Below are 7,742 nucleotides of genomic sequence, written 5' to 3'. Positions count from 1 at the left end.
TCGCGAAACAGCTTAGTTATAATACCACACCCCTTCCCTTATGTCAACTCTTTTTTCGACAACTTTAGAAGAATATGCAGTTTATCTAAAATCATTCCCCTCAGAATAGAAAAACTGCCCGCAACACCTAAGAAAGCCATAGAAAAAGGGAGGGGAAAATTCTTCCCCATCCCCAATATCTATGATACATCTTTCCTTGACGGAGAGCGCCTTTTCCTATTTGTCTTTGCCCTCTATGTTTTTGATGGCCTGCTCCGGGGTGACATTGCCATACAGAATCGACAAAATCCCCTCGCCGTAGCGGTCCAGCATATAGAAACCGCAGTCGATGACCGTCTCCATGCTGTTGAGATCCATCTCGATGGGGCCACAGCAGGTGGTAACTTTATAGCGGACCTCGCCGTCCTCAAAATCCATCTCAAAGTTGCCGTGAATCAGGCCATAATTGACCCGAGTCAAGTACTCTGCCATGGCAAGGCGTTTATCCACCGGGATCTTGATGGGGAAAATGGAGTAGGTGATGAAGGTCTTATCGTTCTGCACATCTGTGATGACCCGGCAGCCGTCTACGACTTTCAAGCTCATCCGCATATAGAAGACATTTTCATCCTCATTGTAGTCGTATTTCCATCCCTGGGAATCGTAGTAGGCTTTGACTGCTGTAGCAATGGCATTCATGGCATGTTCTCCTCTACTTTATTTTTCAGCCAAACGCTGCACAAGCTCCTCATCGGGGGTGACGATGGCGGTCTCATAGGTCTCATAGATCACCATGCCTGGCTTGGCTCCGTTGGGCTTTTTGACATTTTTAATATAGGTATAGTCCACCGGGACACGGGTGGAGTCCCGGGCTTTGCTGTTGTAGGCGGCAATCACCGCAGCCTCCTCCAAAGTGGAGTTGGGCACTTCCCGCCCGTCGCTGACCACCACGGTGTGGGAGCCGGGGATCTTCTGGGTGTGGAACCACACATCGTAGTTGCGGCTCTCCTTTAAGGTGAGCCGGTCGTTCTGCACATTGTTGCGTCCGCAGAGGATGGTAAACCCATCGCTGGACCGGTAACGCAATGGCGGGAGCTTCTCCTCTTTTTTGGCCTTTCCCTTTTGATGGCGCAGATAACCACCGTCCGCCAATTCCCGGCGGATAGCGTCCAGTTCCGCTTCGGTGCGTGCCCGAGCCAAGGAGTCGATCACTGCGTCGATGTACAACGCTTCCTGTTCCCCTTGGGCAATCAGTTCCACCAGCTTCTTCTCCGCCGTGTCCGCCTTGCGGTACTCGGTGTAATACTTTTGGGAATTCTGCACTGGGGTGAGCATCGGGTCCAAGGGGATGGCCACCTTGGGCATCCCCTCTTCATAATAATTCTCCACCACCGCTTCCCGGTCGCCTTTCTGGATGGCATACAGGTTGGCGGAGAGAAGCTCTCCGTAGATCTTAAGAGTCTCCCGGTTTTTGCATTCCTTCAACTCTTCCCGCTGGGAGGCCAACTTCCGGGCGATCCGTTCAGAAATGTTGGAAAGGGTCCGCACCAGATCCCCAGACCGCTGGCGCATCCTCTCCAGGGTATCCCGGTTTCCGTAGAAGGCGTCCAGCAGCTGGCTGTAGGTGGGATAGGTCCGGCTTTGGAGGGCCGAGCCGTACTGGCGCACCTCAATAAAGGTGAAATCTTTGGGCCGGCCGGAAGGCTCCACCAGCAAGGTGGGTACCCCGGTGTGTTCCCGCAGCTGGCGGATGAGGGCGGCTAGATAGAATTCCAGCCGGGAAAGCTGCTCCTGCCCCAGCTGCTGCACCCGCAGATCCTCCCCTTGGCCAGCGAAATAAGCCATCTCCCGGCAGACCAAAGGGGAAAAACCCTCCAGCACCTCCAGCAGCCGCTTGGAGAGGAGGATCTCCTTCTGGGTGTCCAACACCGCTTCCACCACCTGGGGGGCAGTGCATTCCGGGAGGATCCGCTTCTCCGGGCGGGGGGGCAGCTCGTACACCATGCCGGGCAGCACCTGCCGCACCGAGGACATGGTAAGGTCGATCCGCTTCACCGCGTCGATAACCCGGCCGTCGTTCCCAATTAGAATAATGTTGCTGTGACGGCCCATGATCTCAATGGCCAAGGTGAGGACCACCTCGTCCCCCATCTCGTTGACCGCACTGAATTTCAGATGTAGGATGCGGTCCATCCCCACCTGCTCCACCCCGATCAGCTTGGCCGAGCCCAAATGCTTGCGCATCAACATGCAGAACATGGGCGGGGCCTTGGGGTTTTCCATGGCCATCTGGGTGAAGTGGACCCGAGCGGTATCCGCCCCGGCACAGAGGAGCAGCCTCACCGTCTGCCCATGGGCTCGAAATGCCACTGCGATCTCCTCCCGGGAGGGCTGGTAGATCTTGTCCACCCGCGCCCCCAGAAGGACCTCTTGTATCTCATATGCGATTTGGCTCAGCATTGCGCCATCCAGCGCCATCGGCTTCGCCTCCTTTGCTTCATTTCATCGGCGGGAGAGAATCCCCCGCTATAGGGTTTTGGCGGGATCTTTCCCCGCCTGGGCGAGCAGGAACTCCACTCCGGGGAACGCCTCCTGCAATTTCTCCTGGAGTTTGGTGAGCACCGGCGCTTCGGTGGCATAGTGCCCGCCATCCACTAAGGTCAGCCCCAGGGACTGGGCGGTCAGCAGCTGGTCGTGCTTCACATCGCCGGTGACCAAGGCATCTGCCCCCAGCCGGGCGGCCAGCTCCACCAAATCCCCGCCGGAGCCTCCGCAGACCGCCACCCGCTTCACCGGGCGGTTCCCTTCCACCAGGCGCACCCCGCCTTGGAGCCGCTCCTTCACAAATTGGGCAAACTCCCGGGGGGAGAAGGCGGTTTCCAGCTCGCCGATGCGGCCCAAAGATATGGTCTCCCGCACCGCCTGGTCTTCGAATAAGTCATAGGCCGGGACCTCATAGGGGTGGGTGGCTTTCATCGCCGCCACCACCGCGGGGATTTTGCTACGGGGGAGGATCATCTCCACCCGGGTCTCCTCCACCTGTTCCAGCCTGCCCACCTGCCCGATGTGGGGGCTTGCCCCCTCCAGGGGGAGGAAAGCCCCAACCCCGCCGGCGGAATAGGAACAGTGGCTGTAAGCGCCCAGTGCCCCCGCACCGGCATCCCCCATGGCTTTGGCCACCTTTCCAGCCTCTGCCTCAGGGGTGAATACCACTATTTTAACATAGTTCTCTTGGGAATTTTCGAAAGGTTGAAGCTTTTGCAAAGACAGCATTTCTGCCAGGGCGTCGTTGACCCCGCCCTCGGCCAAATCCAGGTTGGTGTGGGCACAGAGAATCCCCACTCCAAGGCGGATGGCCTCATACACGGGGGTGCCCCGCTCCACCTTTTTTAAGGGGTGGAAAATCACCGGGTGATGGGAGAGGATCAATTGCGCTCCCTTCTGGGCTGCCTCTTCCACCACCGGGCCGGTGGCGTCCAGGGCGAGAACCACCCGCCCCACTTCATCCTCCGGGGAGCCCACCAGCAACCCGCTGTTGTCCCAGCTCATCTGCCGGACAAAGGGGGCAAACCCGTCTAAAAAACTGTAGATTGCACCGATGGTTGTCACGCTTTTCCCTCCTCTATCCACTGTTCCAGCCGCCGGATCACCTGGCGGTATTCTGCCGCCTCGGCCTCTCTTCCCGATGATTTTTCCAGCCCTTCCGCCCGTTCGGTCAGGTTGGCGGCTACCCGCTCCAAGTAAGCCGAGGTATCCGGGGAATCCCCTTTTCGCACCCCGCCCACAAAGCTTTCCAGAGGGGAGAGCTCCCGCTGCTCCCCGGTGTATTCCACCGAAAAAACGGTGTACACAAACCGGCCGCTGCGCACCGCCTGTTCCAGCAGGATGGCATAGCCCTCCCGGGCCAGGAACCGGCGCAGGTGTTCCGGCTTGGTCATGGGCTGGAGCACCAGGTGGAACTGAGGCGATTTGAGCCAATCCGCCCGGCGGATGATGTCGGCGATCAGGTCGCCTCCCATCCCGGCGATGATCACCTCTTGGGCGTCCTGGGGGCCGATGCCGGAAAGGCCGTCGGTGAGGACGCACCGGACCTTGCCCTCCAAACCGCAGCGGCGCACCGTCTCCCGGGATTTTTCCAAGGGCTGGGGGTTGATGTCGCAGGCGATGCCCCGGGGCACAATCCCCTTAGCCGCCAAATAAGAGATCAGATAGCCGTGATCTGCCCCTACGTCCACCGCGGGACGGCCGGGCCGCACCAGGGCGGCAATGGCTGAAAGGCGGCTGTCCAAAACCGGATATTCCATAGATTGTCCTCCTAAAGGGGCCCTGTTAAGGGCGGAACAAAAAATAGGCGTTCAGATTTTTCACCAGGGCCCCGCAGTCCTGTTTGTGGAGGCGGCAAGCTTGTTCCAACGTCTCCCGGGCGGCAGCCGGGCAGGTGCGGCAGTGCATTCCCAGCTGTTCCAGCAGGGCGGCCGGCCCTGCGTCCCGGTCCAGCACTTCTTTTACAATGGTGTCTTTGGTGATGGCTTTAGCCATGGGCTCGCCCCTTTCCTTTTGCTGCTTGTGGTTTCATTATAAAGCCCCAAAGGGATGCCGTCAACCGAAGGAAAACGAAAAAAAGCGCCCCGCACTTGGCGGGGCGCTTTTCCAACCAATAGAAAAGGTTATTCCCCTCTTCTCTTGGCAAAGCACTCACTGCAGTAGACCGGGCGGTCTTCCCGGGGCTGGAAGGGGACTTTGCAAGGTTTGCCACACTCGGCACAGACGGCGTCAAACATCTCGCGTTCCGGTTTGGCTGCATTTTTGCGGGCGTCGCGGCAGGCTTTGCAGCGCTGGGGCTCATTGACGAAGCCCTTCTCGGCATAGAACTCCTGCTCGCCGGCAGTGAAGATAAATTCTTGCCCACATTCTTTGCATACCAGTGTTTTGTCAGTGTACATTGCTTTTCTACCTCGCTTATGAATAGATGATATCGCCTTGCCCCCGTGTTGGGGTAAAGCTATGCGATCCAGCCCGCTTGGGCCAAATGCTACAAAGGGATGTTTCCCCCTCACCAGAGGGTGGTACGAAGCTTTCGCCGAACGCGTTGCAGGGCATTATCCACAGCTTTGGCAGTAGAGTTGGTAGCAAGAGCTATTTCCTGGTACGAATAACCGCTGAGATATTGTTTGAGTGCCGCTTGTTCAAACGGGGACAACAGGGTCGAAAGCTGTTCTCGCCAACGGGATAAGGATTCCCGTTGGATGAAGATCTCCTCCGGGTCGCTGCCCGGGCTGGGGATTGGCCGTTCCCCTTCTTCCAAAGGGAATCCCGGAAGCTTGGGTGCGCGTTTTTCCCGGCCCTGCGCCTCCATGGCTGTGAGCATCCGGTTGAGGGCACAGCGGCTGGCAAAGGTTTTAAACGCAGCCTCCCGCTGGGGATCATACCGGCTGATGGCAAAAAGGAAACCGATCAGTCCCTCCTGGAGAAGGTCTTCCCACTCCATGCCGACGGGACAGATAGACCGGGCCTGGCGCCGGAGCACAGGCAGGTAATGGGCGATCAGATACGCCGCCGCATCTTCATCTCCCCTTTGGGCCAAATAGGCGGCCTCTTGATCGGTATATGGCGGTTCTGCGGCAGCGCCGCGGCCGGTTTTCTCCATAAAATTGTATCCTCAAGTTCATTGATCTCTCTGCACCTCTGATAGTATACCCTGCCTTTGGCAAAGTCAATACTTTTCAGAAAATACCCGAAAAATATGCAAATTACCCCTTTTAAATTAGCTATAGTGTCACATCCCGCACCCATCTCCCCCGCAGCACCCGAATGCAGGCAAAGGTGGATTTTAAAATCTCATCACACTTCAAAATCAGATAGACCACCAGGACCGGCAGCTTCCAAACCAGGCCAGCCAGATACCCCAAAGGGATGGCCACCACCCACATGAAGAAGACATCCATAAAGAGGACGAATTTCACATCGCCGCCGCCCCGCAGCACCCCCATCATCGAGACGCTGGACAGTGCTAAAAAAACGATGATCAAGCTCCCTACTCCCATGATGTCATAGGCATAGCCCTTGGTCACCTCTGACACATTGTAGAAATTGATGACAATGGGCCGGGCAAAAAAGACGATGGCTGAGGCTATCAGCCCAATCCCCAGCCCCATGGCTAGCAAGGTTTTGGCCCGCTCCTGGGCCTTGATGGGCTCCCCTTCGCCGATGGTGTGTCCAATGACGGCAGCGGACGCGTTGGATAAGCCAAAAATGGCCACGGTGGCCAGCTGGTTCACCACCGAATAAATGCTGTTGGCGGCCACAAATTCTGTGCCCATCCGCCCGATGATCATGGTGACGGTGATGGCGCCGGAAGACCAGAGGACTTCGTTGAACACCACCGGGGCGGCTGTGCCCACAAACCGGTGGGCGATGTCCCGATCCCAGCCCCCCAAATTCTTGAGCCGGAACCCAATCTTTTGATCCTTGACCAATAAATAAGTCATCATAATCACAAATTCCAGTGTGCGGGAGATGGCGGTGGCGATGGCCGCGCCGGAGATCCCCAGGGCGGGAAAGCCCAGATGGCCAAAGATCAGCACCCAGTTAAGGCTGGTGTTGACCACCAAGCTGGTGGCGTTGACCAATACCGCAATGGTCACGCTGCCCACTGAGCGGAACATACAAGCAGTGCTGGTAGTCATAGCATAAAAAACTGCCACCCAGCCCATGATCTTCAGGTATTTGATCCCCTCGGCGATGACCGCCTCATCGGTGGTAAAGAAGGACATCACTGCACCGGGGGCAAACAGCGCCACCGCGGAGAAAGTCAGCCCCACCACGAGCACTACCTTATACATCACCGAGAGGATGCTGCGAATCTTCTCGGTGTCCCCCCGGCCCCAATATTGGGCGATGAGCACGTTAGAACCGTTGGCGATGCCAAACCCAATGACCATCAGCATATAAAACAGCTGATTGGCCAAGGCTGCCGCGCTCATCTGAACTTCTCCTAGGCGGCCCAGCATCAAGGTATCCATCATACTGACCCCAAAGGTGATCAAGTTCTGCAGCATAATGGGGATTGCAATGGCGCCAAGCTTTTTATAAAATGTTTGATCCCGTACCAAAATGGACATGTTGTCACCCATCCTCTCTTCACAGCTTGCAACTGGGGGCAAATCCTTGCTTGCGGACTGATTCCACAAGTTATTCAAAATGCAAAAAGACTCCCTCCCCGCGGGGGATGGAATCCATCGCAGCGACGGCAGAATTTCTCTTTCAAACAACCCTGTCCAAACCAGAAAAGCCTGTTTGCCGCCTCATTTCGGGAAGGATTTTTCGCCAACCACTATCTTACGGTTATTATAGCATATCCCCTGCAGCTTTGGCAAATTCTCTCTTTTTCCACGGATCAGCCGCACCTTTCCTATGGGATGAGGGATTTTTTGTGAAACCACTTGATTCTTTCGGAAAAATCCGTTATAATAATCCAAGTAAGTTGCCGGTGTGGCGGAATGGCAGACGCAAACGACTCAAAATCGTTCGGGAAACCATGTGGGTTCGAGTCCCACCACCGGCACCACGTCGGAGCAAAGTCCGCTTTGTTCCGACGTCTTTTTATGCCTACGGCCAAAAAGACGTCATCCGCCCACTCCCTTGCTCCTCCTCTCCAAATCGCAACCGCTGCGTTAGGTTGTGATTTGGGTTTCTTTTCCCACCACCCGAAGTCCTATAATGACACGTGTACCATTGGGGTATCCTTCAGGGTACTCCGATTT

Annotated in this window: 8 protein-coding genes and 1 tRNA gene; 1 reads left to right on the top strand and 8 read right to left on the bottom strand. The window is 56.6% G+C overall.

Going from position 1 to position 7,742, the window contains the following annotated elements; translation table 11 throughout:
* Positions 1 to 216: 216 nt before the first annotated feature.
* From RDQ42_RS02755 to RDQ42_RS02720, 8 genes are all read right to left on the bottom strand, one after another.
* On the bottom strand, positions 217 to 678 hold the full coding sequence (locus RDQ42_RS02755; RefSeq protein WP_054332550.1) for a YbjN domain-containing protein: 462 nt from the start codon (positions 676 to 678) through the stop codon (positions 217 to 219).
* Positions 679 to 696: 18 nt separating this feature from the next.
* Complete coding sequence (locus RDQ42_RS02750) at positions 697 to 2,457, bottom strand: NFACT family protein (protein ID WP_231358764.1); 1,761 nt, start codon at positions 2,455 to 2,457, stop codon at positions 697 to 699.
* Positions 2,458 to 2,505: 48 nt separating this feature from the next.
* The gene (locus tag RDQ42_RS02745; RefSeq protein ID WP_308588230.1) at positions 2,506 to 3,588 is read right to left on the bottom strand and encodes a Nif3-like dinuclear metal center hexameric protein; all 1,083 of its coding nucleotides are present in this window, start codon (positions 3,586 to 3,588) and stop codon (positions 2,506 to 2,508) included.
* Positions 3,585 to 4,283: a class I SAM-dependent methyltransferase gene (locus tag RDQ42_RS02740; RefSeq protein ID WP_054332552.1), complete on the bottom strand. Its 699-nt coding sequence runs from the start codon at positions 4,281 to 4,283 to the stop codon at positions 3,585 to 3,587. The genes RDQ42_RS02745 and RDQ42_RS02740 overlap by 4 nt, the downstream gene beginning before the upstream one ends.
* 25 nt (positions 4,284 to 4,308) lie before the next feature.
* Positions 4,309 to 4,518, bottom strand: coding sequence for a DUF1858 domain-containing protein (locus RDQ42_RS02735; RefSeq protein WP_054332553.1), 210 nt, complete (start codon positions 4,516 to 4,518; stop codon positions 4,309 to 4,311).
* A gap of 128 nt (positions 4,519 to 4,646) precedes the next feature.
* Positions 4,647 to 4,922 (bottom strand): zinc-ribbon domain containing protein, encoded by a 276-nt coding sequence (locus tag RDQ42_RS02730; RefSeq protein ID WP_054332554.1) that lies wholly within the window; start codon positions 4,920 to 4,922, stop codon positions 4,647 to 4,649.
* Between the two features lie 110 nt (positions 4,923 to 5,032).
* On the bottom strand, positions 5,033 to 5,626 hold the full coding sequence (locus RDQ42_RS02725) for a sigma-70 family RNA polymerase sigma factor (protein ID WP_054332555.1): 594 nt from the start codon (positions 5,624 to 5,626) through the stop codon (positions 5,033 to 5,035).
* Positions 5,627 to 5,747: 121 nt separating this feature from the next.
* Complete coding sequence (locus RDQ42_RS02720; protein WP_308588227.1) at positions 5,748 to 7,100, bottom strand: MATE family efflux transporter; 1,353 nt, start codon at positions 7,098 to 7,100, stop codon at positions 5,748 to 5,750.
* A 364-nt stretch (positions 7,101 to 7,464) separates the two neighbouring features.
* On the opposite strand from RDQ42_RS02720, the gene RDQ42_RS02715 reads away from it, so the two are divergent.
* Positions 7,465 to 7,546: transfer RNA gene (locus tag RDQ42_RS02715), tRNA-Leu, on the top strand.
* The last annotated feature ends 196 nt before the right edge of the window (positions 7,547 to 7,742 follow it).

Source organism: uncultured Merdimmobilis sp. (assembly GCF_902471145.1).
In the GTDB taxonomy this organism is placed as follows: domain Bacteria; phylum Bacillota; class Clostridia; order Oscillospirales; family Ruminococcaceae; genus Merdimmobilis; species Merdimmobilis hominis.
The sequence above is the reverse complement of the archived record's forward strand: the minus strand, read 5'-3'. Positions and strand labels throughout refer to the sequence as shown.